This window comes from Okeania sp. SIO2C9 (assembly GCF_010672455.1).
GTDB lineage: Bacteria > Cyanobacteriota > Cyanobacteriia > Cyanobacteriales > Microcoleaceae > Okeania.
The window spans coordinates 1-1,052 of sequence record NZ_JAAHGO010000302.1 but is presented as its reverse complement, the minus strand read 5'-3'; the positions used below and the strand labels follow the sequence as shown (position 1 = coordinate 1,052).

Below are 1,052 nucleotides of genomic sequence, written 5' to 3'. Positions count from 1 at the left end.
ATATCTGGCTTTCAATGTTTTCGACCTATTACTAACACGCTCGTAGTTTTATTATAGCATGGGTTGGCATTCCCATACGACGCTCCCCTTCGGGAGAGCGCGGGTATAAATGCCAACATTAGATAAAATAGGAGTTAAAACTAATGACGACAACCAAAATTCGCTTGTGGACTGTAACAGAGTACCATAAAATGATAGACTACAGTATTCTTACACCTGAATCCCATGTCGAACTATTAGAAGGTCGTATTGTTGAAATGAATCCCCAACGTGCCCCCCATGCTGCAACAACTCAACGGATGTCTGATTATTTAAAAGCTCAATTAACTCAGGAACCTCATGTCAGAATGCAGTTACCAGTACATTATCAACTTCTGAACCAGAGACGGATATTGCTATAGTTAAAATCGATCCCCAACCTTATGGAAATCCCCACCCCAATCCACAGGAAATATTCTTTTTAATCGAAATTTCTGACACAACCTTGAAAATAGACAGGGAAGAAAAAGCACTTATTTACGCCAAAGCAAATATTTCCGAATATTGGGTTTTAGATGTAAGTAACCGCCAAGCTTATATCTGTCGCCATCCCACGCCAAAAGGTTACAAATCAGAAACTGTTTTTTCAGATAGCGAAATAATTAATCCCTTGAATTTTCCATCACTTTCTTGATCCTTTGCAGAAATGTTTTTGCCATAGATAATTGAACTCTTGCAAAACTCAGGAATGGGGAATGGGCAATAAGTTTTCAGCAACAAGGAACAAAAAAATAAGCGATCGCTTCACCAAAATTACCGTTATATAGTATACCCTAAAATAGACAAAATGTTACAGGTTAAAAATCAACTTACATTACAAGAATGTCTTGAACTTCCACCAGGAGAAGGAGATATTATTTATGAATTTATTGATGGAAAAGCAATCGCAAAAATGTCACCGAAATTTTTTCACTCTAAACTAACTCGTGCTTTGCTCTATCTAATAGATGAATGGTGCGAGGGAAAAGGACAAGTTTTTCGAGAATGGGCTGTGAAATTAACTCGTCAAGGGA

General features: G+C 37.5%; 3 protein-coding genes. All 3 read left to right on the top strand.

What is annotated here, in order from left to right:
- The first annotated feature begins 143 nt into the window (after positions 1-143).
- On the top strand, positions 144-401 hold the full coding sequence (locus F6K23_RS41200; RefSeq protein ID WP_293167080.1) for a Uma2 family endonuclease: 258 nt from the start codon (positions 144-146) through the stop codon (positions 399-401).
- On the top strand, positions 323-673 hold the full coding sequence (locus tag F6K23_RS41195) for a Uma2 family endonuclease (protein WP_367267991.1): 351 nt from the start codon (positions 323-325) through the stop codon (positions 671-673). Before F6K23_RS41200 ends, F6K23_RS41195 begins: the two co-directional genes overlap by 79 nt.
- A 153-nt stretch (positions 674-826) precedes the next feature.
- On the top strand, positions 827-1,052 hold a 226-nt coding region (locus F6K23_RS41190; RefSeq protein WP_293167078.1), incomplete at its 3' end, for a Uma2 family endonuclease.

Coding starts and splice junctions, on each gene's coding strand:
- F6K23_RS41200 (WP_293167080.1), top strand. CDS start 144: ATGACGACAACCAAAATTCGCTTGTGGACTGTAACAGAGTACCATAAA.